This window comes from Shigella flexneri 2a str. 301 (genome assembly GCF_000006925.2).
Taxonomy (GTDB): domain Bacteria; phylum Pseudomonadota; class Gammaproteobacteria; order Enterobacterales; family Enterobacteriaceae; genus ECMA0423.
This window is the reverse complement of sequence record NC_004337.2, coordinates 4,240,315-4,259,564: the sequence shown is the minus strand read 5'-3', so window position 1 is coordinate 4,259,564 and position 19,250 is coordinate 4,240,315. Positions and strand designations below refer to the sequence as shown.

16 protein-coding genes and 1 other annotated feature are annotated in these 19,250 nt (G+C 51.9%); of the genes, 11 read left to right on the top strand and 5 right to left on the bottom strand.

The annotated features are described in order from the left end of the window. Positions 1 to 324 precede the first annotated feature (324 nt). Entirely contained in the window at positions 325 to 1,044 is a 720-nt protein-coding gene (gene yjdG / locus SF4099) for a DNA-binding transcriptional activator DcuR (protein NP_709817.2), read from the bottom strand. Further along, the gene (gene yjdH / locus SF4098; RefSeq protein ID NP_709816.1) at positions 1,041 to 2,672 is read right to left on the bottom strand and encodes a sensory histidine kinase DcuS; all 1,632 of its coding nucleotides are present in this window, start codon (positions 2,670 to 2,672) and stop codon (positions 1,041 to 1,043) included. The genes yjdG and yjdH overlap by 4 nt, the downstream gene beginning before the upstream one ends. Positions 2,673 to 2,995: 323 nt before the next feature. Then, positions 2,996 to 4,326: a mobile genetic element, on the top strand. On the opposite strand from yjdH, the gene SF4097 reads away from it, so the two are divergent. Both SF4097 and SF4096 read left to right on the top strand, forming a co-directional pair. After that, complete coding sequence (locus tag SF4097) at positions 3,042 to 3,452, top strand: IS2 repressor TnpA (protein NP_709815.3); 411 nt, start codon at positions 3,042 to 3,044, stop codon at positions 3,450 to 3,452. It overlaps the preceding feature by 411 nt. Further along, the gene (locus tag SF4096) at positions 3,410 to 4,315 is read left to right on the top strand and encodes an IS2 transposase TnpB (protein ID NP_709814.1); all 906 of its coding nucleotides are present in this window, start codon (positions 3,410 to 3,412) and stop codon (positions 4,313 to 4,315) included. It lies within the feature at positions 2,996 to 4,326. Before SF4097 ends, SF4096 begins: the two co-directional genes overlap by 43 nt. Before the next feature lie 264 nt (positions 4,327 to 4,590). On the opposite strand, the gene yjbC is transcribed toward SF4096, so the two are convergent. Then, entirely contained in the window at positions 4,591 to 5,463 is an 873-nt protein-coding gene (yjbC, locus tag SF4095) for a 23S rRNA pseudouridine synthase F (RefSeq protein ID NP_709813.1), read from the bottom strand. Positions 5,464 to 5,810: 347 nt separating this feature from the next. On the opposite strand from yjbC, the gene sorC reads away from it, so the two are divergent. From sorC to pepE, 8 genes are all read left to right on the top strand, one after another. Further along, positions 5,811 to 6,758, top strand: coding sequence for a sor-operon regulator (gene sorC / locus SF4094; RefSeq protein ID NP_709812.2), 948 nt, complete (start codon positions 5,811 to 5,813; stop codon positions 6,756 to 6,758). A gap of 69 nt (positions 6,759 to 6,827) precedes the next feature. Then, positions 6,828 to 7,634, top strand: coding sequence for a sorbitol-6-phosphate 2-dehydrogenase (gene sorD / locus SF4093; RefSeq protein ID NP_709811.1), 807 nt, complete (start codon positions 6,828 to 6,830; stop codon positions 7,632 to 7,634). A 9-nt stretch (positions 7,635 to 7,643) separates the two neighbouring features. Further along, a complete protein-coding gene (gene sorF, locus SF4092) occupies positions 7,644 to 8,051 on the top strand; it encodes a PTS system sorbose transporter subunit IIA (protein NP_709810.1) in 408 nt (135 codons plus the stop codon). Continuing rightward, positions 8,051 to 8,545, top strand: a complete 495-nt coding sequence (gene sorB, locus SF4091) for a PTS system sorbose transporter subunit IIB (RefSeq protein NP_709809.1) — start codon at positions 8,051 to 8,053, stop codon at positions 8,543 to 8,545. Before sorF ends, sorB begins: the two co-directional genes overlap by 1 nt. 122 nt (positions 8,546 to 8,667) lie before the next feature. Beyond that, complete coding sequence (sorA, locus tag SF4090; RefSeq protein ID NP_709808.2) at positions 8,668 to 9,408, top strand: PTS system mannose-specific transporter subunit IIC; 741 nt, start codon at positions 8,668 to 8,670, stop codon at positions 9,406 to 9,408. A 10-nt stretch (positions 9,409 to 9,418) separates the two neighbouring features. Then, on the top strand, positions 9,419 to 10,207 hold the full coding sequence (sorM, locus tag SF4089; RefSeq protein ID NP_709807.1) for a PTS system sorbose transporter subunit IID: 789 nt from the start codon (positions 9,419 to 9,421) through the stop codon (positions 10,205 to 10,207). Positions 10,208 to 10,258: 51 nt separating this feature from the next. Beyond that, positions 10,259 to 11,488: an L-sorbose-1-P-reductase gene (sorE, locus tag SF4088; protein ID NP_709806.1), complete on the top strand. Its 1,230-nt coding sequence runs from the start codon at positions 10,259 to 10,261 to the stop codon at positions 11,486 to 11,488. Positions 11,489 to 11,869: 381 nt separating this feature from the next. Continuing rightward, positions 11,870 to 12,559 (top strand): (alpha)-aspartyl dipeptidase, encoded by a 690-nt coding sequence (gene pepE, locus SF4087; RefSeq protein ID NP_709805.1) that lies wholly within the window; start codon positions 11,870 to 11,872, stop codon positions 12,557 to 12,559. Between the two features lie 90 nt (positions 12,560 to 12,649). Here the strand turns inward: pepE and yjbB are convergent, their stop codons facing one another. Then, on the bottom strand, positions 12,650 to 14,281 hold the full coding sequence (gene yjbB / locus SF4086) for a hypothetical protein (RefSeq protein NP_709804.1): 1,632 nt from the start codon (positions 14,279 to 14,281) through the stop codon (positions 12,650 to 12,652). A gap of 219 nt (positions 14,282 to 14,500) precedes the next feature. Next, a complete protein-coding gene (gene metH / locus SF4085; protein NP_709803.2) occupies positions 14,501 to 18,184 on the bottom strand; it encodes a B12-dependent methionine synthase in 3,684 nt (1,227 codons plus the stop codon). Positions 18,185 to 18,344: 160 nt separating this feature from the next. On the opposite strand from metH, the gene iclR reads away from it, so the two are divergent. After that, positions 18,345 to 19,208, top strand: coding sequence for an aceBA operon repressor (gene iclR / locus SF4084; RefSeq protein ID NP_709802.4), 864 nt, complete (start codon positions 18,345 to 18,347; stop codon positions 19,206 to 19,208). Positions 19,209 to 19,250 lie beyond the last annotated feature (42 nt).

The following is a 19,250-nucleotide window of genomic DNA, read 5'->3' as shown; positions in this document are numbered from 1 at the left end:
ATGTTTTGTTTGCTGTTATCTTATTGATATTTATCGGTCTATTTTTTGTTCTCAGGGCAGATATCATTAGGTTTATAGATTAATCTGATCTACCCATTTGTGGGTAAAAATACACATAATGCGGGTGACATAATAGTTAATTAACTTTTGTTATCGTTTTGAAATTAAAAACACCGTTCATCTGAAGAGATATTAATTTTTAACGATGATGGAGGGATAATTATATTTGATCTGGCACAAGTTTTACTGATTAACGATGTAACTTGTGCCAGGGGTATTTTGCATTACGGTAATAATTATTACTTACAGATAACCAGCGATCCGTTATTGGCAATATTGTTTCAGCAGTGAGTAGTGTTCTGCCTGAATACGGTAACGGTAAACCGGACGCCCCGTGACGCCATAATGGATACTGGTGAACAAGATGTGGCAGTTGACCAGCCAGATGAGGTATTTTCGGCAGGAAACACGCGAGATGTTAACCTCGTTAGCCAGCTCGTCGGTTGAAAACTCATAGTCCTGATGCGCGTCAATCCACTGGCACAGCGTGCGTAACGTCTGCGGCGTTAAGCCTTTTGGCAAGCGACGAGGATCCTGTTCGTTGGAGCTGCTGCCGTGGATTAGCTGATCAAGCTCGGCCTGGTCATAATACTGATGTTTTTCCAGCGCCATTTTCTTTTGCCGCCAGCCGGTGAGCGCCTCTTCAAAGCGGGAAGCCTGGAAGGGTTTGATCAGGTAATCCACGACACCGTAATGCAGCGAATCTTTAATGGTTGCCGCATCGGCTGCGGAGGAGATGACAATCACATCACTTTTGCAACGCGCGTTATGCAGGACAGGCAGTAAATCGAGCCCGTTCTCTTTTTGCATATAGATATCGAGCAATATCAGGTCGATAGGCGCATCGCTATTGAAGATAATCTCTTTGGCTTTCTCCAGCGTCGAGGCTGTTCCACAGCATTGAAAGCCTGGGATTTGTGCTACGTATCGGCGATTCAGCTCCGCGACCATTGCGTCGTCATCGATAATTAATACATTGATCATCTGTTCGACCTCTCCCCGTCCCAGGGTATCTGGACAAAAAATTGTGTGAAAATCCCCGGTTCCGATTCCACGGCGATGCTGCCGCCGAGATTTTCTACCTGTTGTTTGACAAGTGCTAAACCGACGCCTCGCTCGCTTCCTTTTGTCGAGACACCTTTGTCAAAAATGTGATCGATTTTGTCGGGTGCGATCCCCGGTCCATCATCGTTAACTTCGCAGTGCAGCCAGCCGTGACGGTAGTGCAATGTTACGCTAATTTCGCCACCGGGTTCCGGCCCTAATGCTTCCAGCGCGTTTTCTATCAGATTTCCCAATGTGGTAATCAGCGTCGCGACCTGGTCCTCACTGCCGCTGTCTGGCAGCTGGCTTTCACTGTTTAAAATCAGCGTATGGCCTAAATCGGTCGCGCGGTTAATCTTGCTGATTAAAAAACCAGCGATAACCGGAGATTTGATCTTACCCAGCAGAGAGCCAATCTCTTCCTGATAGTTATTGGCTGTTTTGAGAATGTAATCTTCCAACTGCTTATAACTCTTCAGATGCAATAATCCGAGAATCACATGCAATTTATTCATAAATTCGTGGGATCGTTCACGAAGTGCGTCAGCATAGTTGACCAGACCGTCGAGTCGCTGCATCAGTTTACGAACTTCAGTTTTGTCCCTGAAGGTTGAAATGGCACCGATGATAACGCCATTACTGCGCACCGGAACGGTGTTGATCAGTAATAGCCGGTCTTTAATCGTAATCTCTTCGTCGCGGCGCGGCGTACCGTCGCGTAACACTTCCGAGACATCTACCACCTGTGACCATGAGTGGCTGAGCGTCGACAGTTTCTCATCGTCCTGCGACTTACGGTAATTCAGCAATTCTTGTGCGGCATCGTTGATCAGCGTGACCTCGCCGCGATCGTCCACGGCAACGACGCCTTCTTTGATAGACTGCAACATGGCCTGGCGTTGCTCAAACAGCGTGGAGATTTCGTAGGGTTCCAGGCCGAAAAGGATTTTTTTCAGTACCTTAACCAGAATGCAGGTGCCAATCAGTCCGACCAGCATGCCAAATAATACCGACCAGATAATGCTCCAGCGACTGTCATTGATCTGTTGGGTCACGCGGCTTAACTCAAGGCCGATCGCCACCACGCCAATTTGTTTATGATTTTCATCGTAGATGGGGGTAAATACGCGTAAAGCCTGCGCCAGAAAACCGCGATTGATAGCGACATTTTCTTCGCCATTCAGCGCATTAAGGATGTCATCACCTTTAAATGGCTGACCAATACGCTGGGCTTCAGGATGTGAGTAGCGAAGACTTTGCATATCGGTAACGACAATAAACAGCAGATCGTTGCGTTTGCGCACGGCTTCCGCGATGGCCTGGATGCCACTCTCCTGCGGTTTTTTCTGCAAGCCCTGACGGATTTCCGGCGAGTCGGCGAGGGTACGCGCCACTGCCAGTGCCTTGTTGGCCAGCCCGTCTCGCGTCATATCACTGATTTGCGAGAAGTAAATCAGATGCACCACCAATAGCACCGAGAACAGTACCGCGCTGACCATTAAGATCACAGTGGTACTCAATTTCATCGGACGTTTGCGTAATATGTGGTAGGGCAATGAATGTCTCATCAGCTTCCTTGTGTGACAAATTTCTTAAGCATTATCTCTGATGAGGCGGGTAATTCAAAGGGAGTAAAAATGATTGGCTATATAGGGGAAGAGACTCTGGCAACGGAAACTGCCAGTGCTGTATGAAGATTCCGGGGCTATGCTTATAGCGATAATCATACTGATGAGAGAGGGAAGGTCATGGATCAGGCGCTACTGGACGGGGGTTATCGCTGTTATACCGGCGAAAAGATCGATGTCTATTTCAACACTGCGATATGTCAGCATTCTGGCAATTGCGTACGTGGCAACGGCAAGTTATTTAATCTCAAACGAAAGTCGTGTAGACTGGCCCCCTGAATCTCCAGACAACCAGTATCACTTATTTAAGTGATAGTCTTAATACTAGTTTTTAGACTAGTCATTGGAGTACAGATGATTGATGTCTTAGGGCCGGAGAAACGCAGACGGCGTACCACACAGGAAAAGATCGCAATTGTTCAGCAGAGCTTTGAACCGGGGATGACGGTCTCCCTCGTTGCCCGGCAACATGGTGTAGCAGCCAGCCAGCTATTTCTCTGGCGTAAGCAATACCAGGAAGGAAGTCTTACTGCTGTGGCCGCCGGAGAACAGGTTGTTCCTGCCTCTGAACTTGCTGCCGCCATGAAGCAGATTAAAGAACTCCAGCGCCTGCTCGGCAAGAAAACGATGGAAAATGAACTCCTCAAAGAAGCCGTTGAATATGGACGGGCAAAAAAGTGGATAGCGCACGCGCCCTTATTGCCCGGGGATGGGGAGTAAGCTTAGTCAGCCGTTGTCTCCGGGTGTCGCGTGCGCAGTTGCACGTCATTCTCAGACGAACCGATGACTGGATGGATGGCCGCCGCAGTCGTCACACTGATGATACGGATGTGCTTCTCCGTATACACCATGTTATCGGAGAGCTGCCCACGTATGGTTATCGTCGGGTATGGGCGCTGCTTCGCAGACAGGCAGAACTTGATGGTATGCCTGCGATCAATGCCAAACGTGTTTACCGGCTCATGCGCCAGAATGCGCTGTTGCTTGAGCGAAAACCTGCTGTACCGCCATCGAAACGGGCACATACAGGCAGAGTAGCCGTGAAAGAAAGCAATCAGCGATGGTGCTCTGACGGGTTCGAGTTCTGCTGTGATAACGGAGAGAGACTGCGTGTCACGTTCGCGCTGGACTGCTGTGATCGTGAGGCACTGCACTGGGCGGTGACTACCGGCGGCTTCAACAGTGAAACAGTACAGGACGTCATGCTGGGAGCGGTGGAACGCCGCTTCGGCAACGATCTTCCGTCGTCTCCAGTGGAGTGGCTGACGGATAATGGTTCATGCTACCGGGCTAATGAAACACGCCAGTTCGCCCGGATGTTGGGACTTGAACCGAAGAACACGGCGGTGCGGAGTCCGGAGAGTAACGGAATAGCAGAGAGCTTCGTGAAAACGATAAAGCGTGACTACATCAGTATCATGCCCAAACCAGACGGGTTAACGGCAGCAAAGAACCTTGCAGAGGCGTTCGAGCATTATAACGAATGGCATCCGCATAGTGCGCTGGGTTATCGCTCGCCACGGGAATATCTGCGGCAGCGGGCTTGTAATGGGTTAAGTGATAACAGATGTCTGGAAATATAGGGGCAAATCCAGATAAATTAATGGTCGAGCGTGAGGCTGAAGCGAAAAAAGCCCGCCAATTGAAGAAAAAGCAGGCTTATAAACCGGATCCTGAAGCGTCATTTAGCTGGTCAGCAAATACGTCGACGCGCGGCAGGCGCTAATGAACAATCAACGCCTGAGATTTTCACTCGTCTGTGTGGACACAATCTTCCCCTCACCCTAACCCTCTCCCCGAAGGGGCGAGGGGACTGTCCGAGCTCTTTTTGGACGTTTTCATCAGTCTGAGGCGTTAATCAGCGTCCCTTCTTTTTACGCCCCGGCGAGGTAAAACGCTTACCGTTGGACGCCGGGCGACCGCCTTTTTCCGCCGTTTTTTCCATCTTAACGACTGGACGTTTGATGCCCGCTGTTTTCGGTTTGGCCTTCGCTTTAGGTTTTGCCTCGGAAGAGGAATTTTCGATGAGCTTAAAGAGGTCGATTAACTCATCGTCGGTTAAATCGCGCCACTCCCCCAGCGGAATGCCGCTTAAGCTGACGTTCATAATGCGCGTACGTTCCAGCTTTTTCACTTCATAGCCGAAATGCTCGCACATGCGCCGGATCTGACGGTTCAGCCCCTGCACTAGGGTAATGCGGAAGACAAACGGCGCTTCTTTTTTGACTTTGCACTTTTTCGTCACCGTCCCGAGGATCGGCACCCCCGCCCCCATACCACGAATAAATTCATCGGTAATCGGTTTATCGACCGTCACCAGATACTCTTTCTCATGATCGTTACCCGCACGGAGGATCTTATTCACCAGATCGCCGTGATTGGTGAGGAAAATCAGCCCCTGGGAGTCTTTATCCAGGCGGCCAATCGGGAACACGCGTTTGCTGTGGTTAACGAAATCGACAATGTTATCGCGCTCGCCATCTTCGGTGGTGCTGACAATACCGACGGGCTTGTTCAGGGCGATAAGTACCAAATCTTCGGCTTCCCGAGGCTCAATCAACTGACCGTTTACTTTCACAATGTCGCCGGGTTTCACCTGATCGCCAATGGTGGCTCGCTTGCCATTAAGGAACACATTGCCTTGCTCGATATAGCGATCCGCTTCGCGGCGTGAGCAAATTCCGCTTTCGCTGATGTATTTATTTAAACGGACTGATGAGTCGGGCAGCATAAATTCTCCTGTAAAACGCGGAATATACCGTACCTCTTAGCGGGGAAAAACAGGGTTATGCGGCAACGTCGAAATTAAATGTGATCTGCCACGCCTTTTATCACAAAAGTGTCTCCGGAAGTACGATGCAAATTTGCCTGGCAAAATAAGGATAATCAACATATTACGAATCGCTGCACACCTGTGCTGATGACTACTACGCAGAGAAACAAATGTGCAAGAGAAAGCGCTATTTCTCCCCATGCAAAGAGTGAAAAATCGCTTTGAAAGGCCCTCATGATGGGGTTATATCAGATCAAGCGGTGAGAAAGCGTATTTGCACAAATGTGCAGAACCAGGAGGCGGCAATGGAAAACAGTGACGATATCCGTTTGATTGTGAAGATTGCCCAACTCTATTACGAACAGGATATGACGCAGGCGCAAATCGCGCGCGAACTGGGTATTTACCGCACCACCATCAGCCGCTTGCTTAAACGAGGCCGCGATCAGGGAATGGTCACCATCGCCATCAACTATGACTACAACGAAAATCTCTGGCTGGAGCAGCAACTGAAGCAAAAGTTTGGCCTGAAAGACGTTGTGGTGGTGTCGGGAAATGATGAGGATGAAGAGACTCAACTGGCGATGATGGGGTTACACGGCGCGCAACTGCTGGATCGCTTGCTGGAGCCTGGCGATATTGTCGGTTTTTCCTGGGGTCGCGCGGTGAGCGCACTGGTTGAAAACTTGCCGCAGGCGGGGCAATCGCGGCAGTTAATCTGCGTACCAATTATTGGCGGACCGTCCGGTAAACTCGAAAGCCGCTATCATGTAAACACATTAACCTACAGCGCGGCAGCGAAGCTGAAAGGGGAATCGCATCTCGCGGATTTTCCGGCTCTGCTGGATAACCCATTAATTCGTAATGGGATCATGCAGTCTCAGCACTTTAAAACCATCTCTGCCTACTGGGATAATCTGGATATCGCCCTGGTGGGAATTGGCTCACCGGCCATTCGCGACGGCGCTAACTGGCATGCGTTTTATGGTGGTGAAGAGAGTGACGACCTGAATGCCCGCCAGGTTGCTGGCGATATTTGCTCGCGCTTTTTTGATATTCACGGCGCAATGGTTGAAACGAATATGAGCGAAAAAACGCTCTCTATCGAAATGAATAAATTAAAGCAGGCGCGATATTCCATTGGCATTGCCATGAGTGAAGAAAAATACAGCGGAATTATTGGTGCACTGCGTGGAAAATATATTAATTGTCTGGTAACGAATAGCAGCACAGCTGAACTATTACTGAAATAAAAATCTTCCCGATGTTTACCGTAATAAAAATTACGGCGGGTCCCTATTATCTAAAATCAGGAGTCTGTTATGCAAACGTGGTTAAATTTGCAGGATAAAATCATTATTGTCACCGGCGGCGCATCCGGTATTGGTCTGGCGATTGTAGAGGAATTATTAGCACAAGGCGCGAATGTACAGATGGTCGATATTCACGGTGGCGATGGTCAATATGAAGGTCATAAAGGCTATCAGTTTTGGCCGACCGATATTTCTAGCACAAAAGAGGTAAATCATACGGTAGCGGAAATTATCCAGCGTTTTGGTCGCATCGACGGTCTGGTCAATAACGCCGGGGTCAATTTCCCGCGTCTGCTGGTCGATGAGAAAGCGCCTGCCGGGCAGTATGAACTCAACGAAGCTGCATTCGAAAAAATGGTCAATATCAACCAGAAAGGTGTTTTTCTGATGTCGCAGGCGGTGGCGCGACAGATGGTCAAACAACATGATGGCGTGATTGTGAATGTTTCCTCAGAAAGTGGGCTGGAAGGCTCAGAAGGACAAAGCTGTTACGCCGCTACCAAAGCCGCGCTCAATAGCTTCACGCGCTCCTGGTCGAAAGAGCTGGGTAAACACGGTATCCGTGTGGTCGGTATCGCGCCCGGGATTCTGGAAAAAACCGGGCTACGCACGCCGGAATATGAAGAGGCGCTGGCGTGGACGCGCAATATCACCGTCGAGCAGCTGCGTGAAGGCTATACCAAAAACGCCATTCCTATTGGGCGCGCCGGAAGATTAGCAGAAGTAGCTGATTTTGTTTGTTATCTGTTGTCTGAACGCGCCAGCTACATCACCGGAGTAACCACTAACATTGCGGGCGGCAAAACGCGCGGCTAAGGAGGCTTTATGGTCAACGCCATTTTTTGTGCCCACGGCAAATTAGCTTGCGCCATGCTGGAATCGGTTCAGATGGTTTACGGCAACGCCAATGTTGAAGCCGTTGCATTTGTGCCCGGTGAAAACGCCGGAGACATTGCGGTAAAGCTGGAAAAGTTAGTAAGCATTCACAATCAAGATGAGTGGCTGATTGCCGTGGATTTACAGTGCGGCAGCCCGTGGAATGCGGCAGCAATGCTTGCGATGCGCAATCCTCGTTTGCGGGTAATCAGCGGCCTTTCTCTGCCGCTGGCGCTCGAACTGGTTGATAACCAGGACAGCATGAATGTTGATGAACTGTGTGAACACCTGACGCAAATCGCAAAGCAAACCTGCGTTGTCTGGAAACAACTGGCAACGACAGAGGAGGATTTCTGATGAACATTACGCTCGCCCGCATTGATGACCGTCTGATCCACGGCCAGGTCACTACCGTCTGGTCGAAAGTGGCTAACGCCCAGCGCATTATTATCTGCAATGACGAAGTTTATAACGATGAAGTGCGCCGGACATTATTGCGTCAGGCTGCGCCACCGGGAATGAAGGTTAACGTGGTCAATATTGAAAAAGCCGTCGCGGTTTATCACAACCCGCAATATCAGGACGAAACCGTTTTTTATCTTTTCACTCGCCCACAGGATGCCTTAGCGATGGTTCGCCAGGGGGTAAAAATAGGCACCCTGAATATTGGCGGCATGGCCTGGCGGCCCGGTAAAAAACAGTTAACCAAAGCGGTTTCATTAGATGATGATGATATTAACGCATTTCATGAGTTAAATAATCTTGGTGTCATACTGGATTTACGCGTCGTAGCGTCAGATCCCTCAATCAATATTATCGACAAAATAAACGAACAGTTAATCGCAAATTAAATAATAGCGCCTGTGTACATATGCTTTAACAGGCAGGGATGACGACACTTAAAAGGTGACAAATCATGGAAATAAGTACCCTACAAATCATTGCTATATTTCTTTTTTCCTGTATTGCCGGAATGGGCAGCGTGCTGGATGAATTTCAGACTCATCGCCCGTTAATTGCCTGTACGGTGATTGGTTTAATTCTCGGTGATTTAAAAACCGGAATAATACTCGGCGGTACGCTGGAATTGATAGCTCTCTGCTGGATGAACGTCGGCGCGGCGCAATCTCCGGATTCTGCACTCGCCAGCATAATCTCCGCCATTCTGGTTATCGTTGGTCAGCAAAGCATCGCCACCGGAATCGCCATCGCGTTGCCTGTGGCTGCGGCAGGCCAGGTGCTGACGGTGTTTGCCCGTACCATCACCGTAGTGTTCCAGCACGCGGCGGATAAAGCAGCAGAAGAGGCGCGGTTTCGCACTCTCGATATTCTGCATGTCTCCGCGCTTGGCGTGCAGGCGCTGCGCGTCGCCATTCCGGCACTGATTGTCTCACTGTTCGTCAGCGCCGATATGGTCAGCAATATGTTAAACGCCATTCCCGAATTTGTGACCCGAGGACTACAGATTGCTGGCGGTTTTATCGTGGTGGTCGGTTACGCCATGGTGCTACGTATGATGGGCGTGAAATATTTGATGCCTTTCTTTTTCCTCGGTTTCCTCGCAGGTGGCTACCTCGATCTCAGCCTGCTGGCGTTCGGTGGCGTCGGCGTGATCATGGCCCTGGTCTACATCCAGCTAAATCCACAGTGGTGTAAAGCTGAACCTCAACTCCAGGCCACCGCCTCCACCGCCCTTGACCAACTTGACGATTAACGGAGCCATCATGGAACAGAGAAAAATTACACGCAGCGATCTGGTGAGCATGTTTCTGCGCTCCAACCTGCAACAGGCGTCCTTTAACTTTGAACGTATTCACGGGCTGGGCTTTTGCTACGACATGATCCCCGCCATCAAGCGACTTTACCCATTAAAAGAGGATCAGGTTGCGGCGCTCAGGCTACACCTGGTGTTCTTCAATACCACGCCAGCCGTATGTGGCCCGGTCATCGGCGCGGAAATTGATGACGGTACCATCAACGGCATCAAAGTCGGTCTGATGGGACCATTGGCAGGAGTTGGCGATCCACTGGTCTGGGGAACGCTGCGCCCGATTACCGCCGCGCTCGGCGCATCTCTGGCACTTTCGGGCAACATTCTCGGCCCGCTGCTGTTCTTCTTTATTTTCAACGCGGTGCGTCTGGCGATGAAGTGGTATGGCCTACAGCTCGGCTTTCGCAAAGGGGTGAATATCGTCAGCGATATGGGCGGGAATGTGCTGCAAAAACTCACCGAAGGCGCGTCGATTCTCGGACTGTTTGTGATGGGCGTGCTGGTGACCAAATGGACGTCAATCAACGTACCGTTGGTGGTTTCACAAACGCATGCCGCCGATGGCTCCACCGTCACCATGACCGTGCAGAACATTCTCGACCAACTTTGCCCTGGTTTGCTGGCGCTCGGTCTGACGCTACTAATGGTTCGTCTGCTCAACAAAAAAATTAACCCGGTATGGCTGATTTTCGCCCTGTTTGGCTTAGGGATTATCGGCAATGCTCTGGGCTTCCTGTCCTGATTCTTCGCCCCGGCACGACTGCCGAGGCCATCGCTCAACATGAGGTGGTTTATGAAAACAACAGCTCTGCGTCTTTATGGTAAACGTGATTTACGCCTGGAAACCTTTGACCTTCCTGAAATGCAGGAGGATGAAATCCTCGCAACGGTGGTCACTGACAGCCTGTGCCTCTCTTCCTGGAAAGAGGCCAATCTGGGTGAAAACCATAAAAAAGTACCCGACGATGTGACGACCAACCCAATCATCATCGGCCACGAATTTTGCGGCGATATTCTGGCCGTGGGTAAAAAGTGGCAGCACAAATTCCAGCCGGGTCAGCGTTATGTGATTCAGGCCAACCTGCAACTCCCCGACCGCCCGGATTGCCCCGGCTACTCCTTCCCGTGGGTAGACGGCGAAGCGACGCATGTGGTTATTCCCAACGAGGTCATGGAACAATATTGCCTGCTGGCATACGACGGCGAAACCTATTTTGAAGGCTCACTGGTTGAACCGCTTTCCTGCGTGATTGGCGCGTTCAACGCCAACTATCATCTTCAGGAAGGTAGTTATAACCACACGATGGGGATTCGCCCGCAAGGGCACACGCTGATCCTCGGCGGCACCGGACCAATGGGACTGTTGGCGATTGATTATGCGCTGCATGGACCAGTTAACCCGTCGCTGCTCGTCATTACCGATACCGACAACGACAAATTGAGTTATGCGCGCAAGCACTATCCATCAGAACCGCAAACACTGATTCATTATCTCAATGCCACCGATGCAGCATTTGATACGTTAATGGCGCTGAGTGGCGGTCACGGCTTCGATGATATTTTCGTCTTTGTGCCTAATGAAGGACTGGTGACTCTCGCCTCTTCCTTGCTGGCGACAGATGGTTGCCTGAATTTCTTCGCCGGACCGCAGGATAAACATTTCAGCGCGCCAATTAATTTCTACGATGTGCATTATGCATTTACCCACTACGTGGGCACGTCAGGCGGCAATACCGACGACATGCGCGCGGCGGTCAAACTGATCGAAGAGAAAAAAGTGCAGGCCGCAAAAGTGGTAACACATATTCTTGGGCTGAATGCCGCGGGCGAAACCACGCTTGAATTGCCTGCCGTCGGCGGCGGCAAAAAGCTGGTGTATACCGGGAAATACCTGCCGCTGACGTCACTCACGCAGATTCAGGATCAAGCACTGTCGGCGATTCTGGCGCGTCATCAGGGGATCTGGTCCGGTGAGGTGGAGCAATACCTGCTCGCCCATGCAGAGGCAATTTCCCATGATTAATCGCGCTACTTAACTCTGCATGTCGCTGGCTGGTCGCCCCAGCAACTTCGCGACCGGATGTGCGGCTGATTGCTGAAGCAGCACAATTTGCACGAGAAGGATAAAAAATATCAGCGCCTTAAGGGGCGCTCAAATTGGTGGCAAAGTACACATTGTTTATGCCGGATGCGGAATGAAGCCTTATTCGGTCTACATAATTTTGAAAATCCAATATATTGCAGTTATCTGGTAGGCCAGGTAAGCGTAGCGCATCAGGCAATGCTGTGTTTGTCATCAGTCTCAGCGCCCGGTGCAATACGTGACATCGTGAGCCATGTCAGTAAGTGGTTAAATTCGCAGTGGTAGCATGCCTTCCGTGATTTCTTACTAACCGGAGAAGTAATGGAACTGCTTTTATTGAGTAACTCGACGCTGCCGGGTAAAGCCTGGCTGGAACATGCACTGCCGCTAATTGCTGAACAGTTGCAGGGTCGCCGCTCAGCGGTGTTTATCCCTTTCGCTGGCGTAACGCAGACCTGGGATGATTACACAGAGAAAACGGCTGCGGTTCTCGCTCCGCTGGGTGTTTCTGTCACCGGTATTCATAGCGTTGTCGATCCCGTTGCCGCGATTGAAAATGCGGAAATTGTGATTGTCGGCGGCGGTAATACTTTCCAGTTGCTGAAACAGTGCCGCGAGCGCGGGCTGCTGGCTCCAATTACTGACGTGGTTAAACGTGGCGCGCTGTATATTGGCTGGAGCGCAGGCGCTAACCTTGCTTGCCCAACCATTCGTACCACCAACGATATGCCGATTGTCGATCCGCAAGGTTTCGATGCGCTAAATCTGTTCCCGTTGCAAATCAACCCGCACTTCACCAACGCGCTGCCGGAAGGCCATAAAGGTGAAACCCGTGAGCAGCGTATTCGCGAACTGCTGGTCGTCGCGCCAGAACTGACGATTATTGGTCTGCCGGAAGGTAACTGGATCACAGTGAGTAAAGGTCACGCTACGCTGGGTGGCCCGAACACCACTTATGTGTTTAAGGCTGGTGAAGAAGCGGTTCCGCTGGAAGCTGGTCACCGTTTTTAAGTGAATTGCCGGATGCATGATCCGGCATCTTGTTCATAGTGCCTGATGCGACGCTTGACGCGTCTTATCAGGCCTACAGGATTCACAATATTAATACTCGTCCCGTCCTTCATCTTCATCCGGCTGTTCCAGCACACTGTAAGCCACCGAACAAAACAGCGAGTTCAGGCGCTGCATATCTCCCAGTAAGCCTAAATGTAGCGAACTGGTTTCAATGCTCTGCACGTTTTGCTGATGCAGGCGATCGACGTGGGCGTGGGAATAGCGGCGATTAAGAATGCGAAAACGATGTTTGCTGCGACGCAAACGACGAGCGCTGGTGACATCGCCAGAGAAGAACACCGACATTGCCAGCTTTAAATTACTGAGCAATTGCTCATAGAGCGCATCCAGTTCCTTCAACCCATCAAGCGAAAATGCCCGCCGTGCTGCCAGCGATTTATCGGCAATTTCGCTGCCCATGCGCTCGACGATATCGGAGGCCTGTTCAAGGTTGAGCGACATTTCGATGATCTCCGCCCAGCGGCGCGACTCTTCCTCCGCCAACTCTTCTTTTGGCATCCGCGCCAGATACAGCTTAATGGCGGTGTAGAGAACGTTGATATCATCTGCCAGCTTACGCAGCTCTTTCTCCTGCCGTGGCTCGCCGTGCATCACTTTATTCAGCCCTTCCATCATCTGTTCCATGGCGTCGCCAATGCGCAGGGTTTCGCGCGCGGCGTTCGCCAGAGCAAGCGTGGGCGTGTCCAGCGCGCTGACATCCAGATGTTTAGGCCGTAGCTGGGTATCCAGTTCCGGTTCATCGCGAATAATCGTTTTGCAAAACCGTGCCATCGGGTCAACAAATGGCAGCATGACCAGGCAACGTACAAGGTTGTAGAAGACGTGGAAATAGATCACCAGTTCCGCTTTTGGCAATGACAGCTTCCCCATTGTCTCTGCCAGCAAATGGACAAACGGCAGGATAATCAGGCTACCCACCAGCTTAAACAGCAGACTACCCAGCGCGACACGGCGGGCTGCGGCATTGGCGGCACTGTTGTTGAGCATCGCCAGCAGGCCGGAACCGAGGTTAGCTCCAATCACCAGACAGAGCGCCACGGGGAAGGAGATAATGCCTGCAGCGGTCAGAGTCGCGGTCAGCAGTACAGCAGCAAGGCTGGAGTAGCTGATAATGGCGAACATCGCGCCAATCAGCGCATCCAGCAGAATATCGCCGGTCAGCGAGGCAAAGATCACCTGAACGCCGTTTGCCTGGGTGATCGGCGTTACGGCCTGCACAATCAACTCCAGCGCCAGCAAAATCAGCCCAAGACCAATACCGACGCGGCCCAGTTGCCCGGCGCGTGACTGTTTGCGTCCGAGGAAAAAAATCACGCCGATAAAAATAAGTAACGGTGACAGCCAGGATAAGTCGAAGGTGAGAATACGCGCCATTAGCGCCGTCCCGACATCTGCCCCCAGCACAATGACCAGAGCCGGTGCGAGGGCTACCAGATCCTGAGCGACGAACGAGGTCACCAGCATGGTGGTGGCATTACTGCTCTGTACCAGTGCGGTAACGCCGATCCCCGCGCAAAAGGCGAGCGGCTTTTTTTCGACGCTCCGGCTAAGGACAGTACGCAAACGCGCGCCGAAGACGCGCATTACGCCGGTTCGAACAATATGAGTCCCCCAGACCAGCAGGGCGACGGCAGAAAGCAGGTGAAGCAGCGTTAACACGAGTTCAGATTCTCCTTATCGTTATATGTTCCTGAAGCAATTGAATGACCAAAGGACCGGAAACACGCTGACTGGCATCTTTACTGTGCCTTTTGACATTCGTTTTTCCGGCTAAGATTATTCCAGCCTGTTTCCAGTATAAGTGTTTCATATTAATAAAGAGACAGGGCACTCATTGAGCGCCCTGTTTGTTGTAAGGAAAAGTGACAGATTTGTGAATCAGTCCGCGTCATACCCCAGATTCGGTGCCAGCCAGCGCTCAACATCGGAGACGCTCATACCTTTACGGCGGGCATGGTCTTCAACCTGATCGCGCTGAATTTGCGCCACCGCGTAGTACTTGCTGTCCGGATGACTGAAATACCAACCCGAAACCGATGCACCAGGCCACATCGCGAAAGATTCTGTGAGTTTCATGCCAGTATGTTTTTCCACTTCCAGCAGCTCCCAGATGGTGGCTTTTTCCGTATGTTCCGGGCAGGCCGGATAGCCCGGTGCCGGACGGATGCCCTGGTAGTTTTCGCGGATCAGTTCTTCGTTGCTGAGGTTCTCGTTCGGCGCATAGCCCCAGTAGACTTTACGCACACGCTCATGGAGATACTCCGCAAAGGCTTCGGCTAAACGGTCGGCAAGCGCTTTCACCATGATTTTGTTGTAATCATCGTGCTGCGCTTCAAAGGCATCAGCCAGTGCGTCCTCTTCCAGCCCGCCAGTCACGGCAAATGCGCCGATGTAATCTGCTTTACCAGAAAGCTTCGGCGCAACGAAGTCAGCGAGACAGTAGTTAGCGAATCCCGTTTTTTCGGTCTGTTGACGCAGATGGTGGCTGACGTTGATCACATGGGTGCGCGTTTCGTCACGGTAGATTTCAATGTCATCGCCCACACGGTTTGCCGGGAACAGGCCCACCACGCCACGCGGATTCAGCGTTTTCTCGGCGCTTAATTTATCCAGCATGTCGTTGGCGTCTTTAAACAGCCGCTGCGCCTCAACGCCCACCACTTCATCTTCCAGAATGCGCGGATACTTCCCGGCCAGCGACCAGGTCATAAAGAACGGTGTCCAGTCGATGTAATTACGCAGCGTTTCGATGCTGGCTTCCACTTCCTGCACGCCGAGACGGTGCGCCACCGGCGGCGTGTAAGCCTGCCAGTCAAATGCGAAATCGTTATCGCGCGCCGCTTCCAGCGTGACCGGTGGTGTGCGTGGTTTCTTGCGCCCGTGCTGAATACGCACGGTTTCGTACTCCTTGCAGGTACGAGCGACAAAATCATCACGCTGAGTATCGGAAAGCAGCGCCGCTACCACACCAACGGTGCGCGAGGCATTCTGCACATACACCGTAGGGCCGCTGTAGTTCTGCTCGATTTTCACCGCCGTGTGCGCTTTTGAGGTGGTCGCGCCGCCAATCAGTAACGGAATGGCGAAGCCCTGACGCTCCATCTCTTTCGCCACGTTAACCATCTCGTCCAGCGACGGCGTGATAAGCCCCGAAAGGCCAATCAAATCAGCATTCACTTCTTTGGCGATACGGAGAATTTTTTCCGCAGGCACCATAACGCCGAGATCGACAATTTCGTAGTTGTTACATTGCAGCACCACACCAACGATATTTTTACCGATGTCGTGGACATCGCCTTTCACGGTGGCGATCACCATCTTGCCGTTGGTTTTACCCTGCTCTTTGCTGGCTTCAATAAACGGTTCGAGATACGCCACTGCCTGTTTCATGACGCGCGCCGATTTGACCACCTGTGGCAGGAACATTTTGCCTTCGCCAAACAGATCGCCGACCACGTTCATGCCGTCCATCAACGGGCCTTCAATCACTTCAATCGGGCGCGTAGCCTGCTGGCGGGCTTCTTCAGTATCCTGCTCGATAAACTCGGTTATGCCTTTGACCAGCGAGTATTCCAGACGTTTATTCACGTCCCACGAGCGCCACTCCGCTTGCTGGGCGTTAGCAGTGTCGTCCGCTTTACTGCCGCGATATTTCTCGGCAAGCTCCAGTAAACGCTCAGTGCCATCGTCACGACGATTAAGAATCACATCTTCCACCGCGTCGCGCAGTTCAGCGGGTAGGTCGTCGTAAATCGCCAGTTGCCCGGCGTTGACGATCCCCATATCCATGCCATTGCGAATAGCGTAGTAGAGGAACACTGCGTGAATGGCTTCGCGCACCGGATCGTTGCCACGGAATGAGAAAGAAACGTTAGATACGCCGCCGGAAATCAGCGCGTGCGGCAGTTCGCGTTTGATGTCTTCACACGCGCCGATAAAGTCCTGCGCGTAGTTGTTGTGCTCTTCAATACCGGTGGCGACCGCGAAGATGTTCGGGTCGAAGATGATATCTTCTGGCGGGAAGCCAACCTCTTCGGTGAGGATTTTGTACGCCCGACGGCAAATCTCGATTTTCCGTGCGCGAGTATCGGCCTGTCCCTGTTCGTCAAAGGCCATCACCACCACTGCCGCACCGTAGCGACGCAACAATTTCGCGTGATGGATAAAGGCGTCGACGCCCTCTTTCATCGAGATAGAGTTAACAATGCCTTTGCCCTGGATACACTTCAGACCTTTTTCAATGACATCCCATTTTGAGGAGTCGATCATAATCGGCACGCGAGCGATATCCGGTTCACCGGCAATCAGATTGAGAAAACGCACCATCGCCGCTTCGGCATCGAGCATCCCTTCATCCATGTTGATATCGATAATCTGCGCGCCGTTTTCCACCTGCTGACGCGCCACATCCAGCGCCTCGCTGTATTTCTCTTCTTTGATCAGGCGCTTGAACTTAGCAGAGCCGGTGACGTTGGTGCGTTCACCCACGTTCACAAACAGGCTATCGTCGCCAATGTTCAGCGGCTCCAGGCCAGACAAACGGCAGGCTACGGGAATTTCCGGCAGTTTGCGCGGCGCTAATCCTTCTACTGCACGACTCATCGCTGCAATATGTTGCGGCGTGGTCCCGCAGCAACCACCGACGATATTGAGAAAGCCCGCTTGCGCCCATTCACGTATCTGTTTTGCCATCGTGTCGGCGTCGAGATCGTATTCACCAAAGGCGTTAGGCAGCCCGGCGTTCGGGTGGGCGGTGACGTAGCATTCCGCAATCCGTGATAGTTCCTGCACGTACTGGCGCAGTTCATCGGGCCCCAGCGCACAGTTCAGGCCAAAGGTCAGCGCTTCGGCGTGGCGCAATGAGTTGTAAAATGCTTCGGTGGTCTGCCCGGAGAGCGTGCGCCCGGAGGCGTCGGTGATGGTGCCGGAGATCATAATCGGCAGCTCAACGCCCAGCGCTTCAAACTCCGTTTTCACCGCAAAGACCGCCGCTTTGGCGTTAAGGGTGTCGAAAACGGTTTCAATCAGGATCAGATCCGCACCACCTTCCACCAGCGCTTTGGTGGATTCGCGATAGGCCGCCGCCAGCTGGTCAAAAGTGATGTTGCGGAATGCCGGATCGTTGACGTCCGGAGAAATAGACGCCGTGCGGTTGGTTGGGCCAAGAACACCGGCAACGTAGCGCGGTTTCTCCGGCGTGCGCGCGGTCCACTCGTCAGCACAGGCGCGCGCCAGTTTCGCCGCCGCAAAGTTGATTTCCGCCGACAGGGATTCCATCTGGTAATCCGCCATCGCAATGGTCGTGGAGTTGAAGGTGTTGGTTTCGATGATATCCGCGCCCGCTTCAAAGTAGGCGTTGTGGATAGCGGCGATCACTTCCGGTTTACTGAGTACCAGCAGGTCGTTGTTGCCTTTGAGGTCGCATGGCCAGTCGGCAAAGCGTTCACCACGAAAATCGGCTTCGTTCAGTCGATAGCTCTGGATCATGGTGCCCATACCGCCGTCCAACACCAGAATACGTTCATTTAACTGCGCACGCAGTTGTTCCACTTTGCTGCTCACACTTGCTCCCGACACGCTTAACCCAGATTTAATAAAAATTCAACAAACCATACTGGAATAAACGCATTTGTGGTAAAAGCGACCACCACGCAACATGAGATTTGTTCAACATTAACTCATCGGATCAGTTCAGCAACTATTGCATTAGCTAACAATAAAAATGAAAATAATTTCCACGATACAGAAAAAGGAGGCTGTCATGGTCGCACCCATTCCCGCGAAACGCGGCAGAAAACCCGCCGTTGCCACCGCACCAGCGACTGGACAGGTTCAGTCTTTAACGCGTGGCCTGAAATTACTGGAGTGGATTGCCGAATCCAATGGCAGCGTGGCACTCACAGAGCTGGCGCAACAAGCCGGGTTACCCAATTCCACGACCCACCGCCTGCTAACCACGATGCAACAGCAGGGTTTCGTGCGTCAGGTCGGCGAACTGGGACACTGGGCAATCGGCGCACATGCCTTTATGGTCGGCAGCAGCTTTCTCCAGAGCCGTAATTTGTTAGCAATTGTTCACCCTATCCTGCGCAATCTAATGGAAGAGTCTGGCGAAACGGTCAATATGGCGGTGCTTGATCAAAGCGATCACGAAGCGATTATTATCGACCAGGTACAGTGTACCCACCTGATGCGAATGTCCGCGCCTATCGGCGGTAAATTGCCGATGCACGCTTCCGGTGCGGGTAAAGCCTTTTTAGCCCAACTGAGCGAAGAACAGGTGACGAAGCTGCTGCACCGCAAAGGGTTACATGCCTATACCCACGCAACTCTGGTGTCTCCTGTGCATTTAAAAGAAGATCTCGCCCAAACGCGCAAACGGGGTTATTCATTTGACGATGAGGAACATGCGCTGGGGCTACGTTGCCTTGCAGCGTGTATGTTCGATGAGCACCGCGAACCGTTTGCCGCAATTTCTATTTCCGGACCGATTTCACGTATTACCGATGATCGCGTGACCGAGTTTGGCGCGATGGTGATTAAAGCGGCGAAGGAAGTGACGCTGGCGTACGGTGGAATGCGCTGACTTTTTCTGGCGGGCAGAGGCAATATTCTGCCCATCATACCT